Here is a 694-nt window from a genome sequence, read left to right on the forward strand (position 1 = left end):
CCGGCGGCGAGGATGGGGCGAAGGCGGTGTTGCGGGCGGGCACCCTGGGAGCGGGCACGGCCGCGGTGATGGTGCTGGCTACGTTCCGGCTCGCCCCGATGGAACCGGCCGGGGTGATCGCGTCGCTGGCCGCGCTCGCGGTGGGGGTCCGCTTCGGTCTCGGCCTCGGCGGCGGGCAGGCTTCGGCCGGCGCATCGAAGAGCGGTGGTTCCAGGAGCGGTGGTTCCAGGAGCGGTGGTTCCAGGAGCGGTGGTTCCAGGAAGGGATGAGGACGGGTGTCAGGCACGATCGCCGACGTCAAGGCGCAGCTCGACGAGGCGTTCCGGCGCACCGAGGAGGTGGCCGGGCAGTTGGAGGGCGCGCTGAGCATGATCGAGGAGGCGCAGGCGATGGTGATCGCGGCGACCGACGGCAGTGAGCACCGTGCGGTCGAACAGTTGACCAGCGCGCTGGTGGAGACACGCGACACATTGCAGACGTCGCTGGCGTCGTTGGGATCGGCCGTGCAGGAGGTTCGGGACTACCGGGACGGTCTGTAGACGGCTGGGGTGAGGCACGGCACGCCTCCCGACGTGGGACGGGATCTCCCCGTTGCGGCTTGCCGGGGCATCTGATTACAGGAGGACACCTTTCGGGTGAGAGCAGTAACCAGATGAAGGTCTGGGTAACAACGTCCTAGCGGGAGTTTCCTAGA

At 68.7% G+C, this 694-nt stretch carries 1 protein-coding gene and 1 pseudogene; both read left to right on the forward strand.

The features are described 5' to 3' along the window. Nucleotides 1-269 (forward strand): annotated as a pseudogene (locus AC08ON_RS06535) (hypothetical protein); the annotation flags it as partial. Between the two features lie 6 nt (nt 270-275). Beyond that, complete coding sequence (locus AC08ON_RS06540) at nt 276-539, forward strand: hypothetical protein (protein WP_011435917.1); 264 nt, start codon at nt 276-278, stop codon at nt 537-539. Nucleotides 540-694 lie beyond the last annotated feature (155 nt).

The organism is Frankia sp. CoWAU3, from assembly GCF_977971855.1.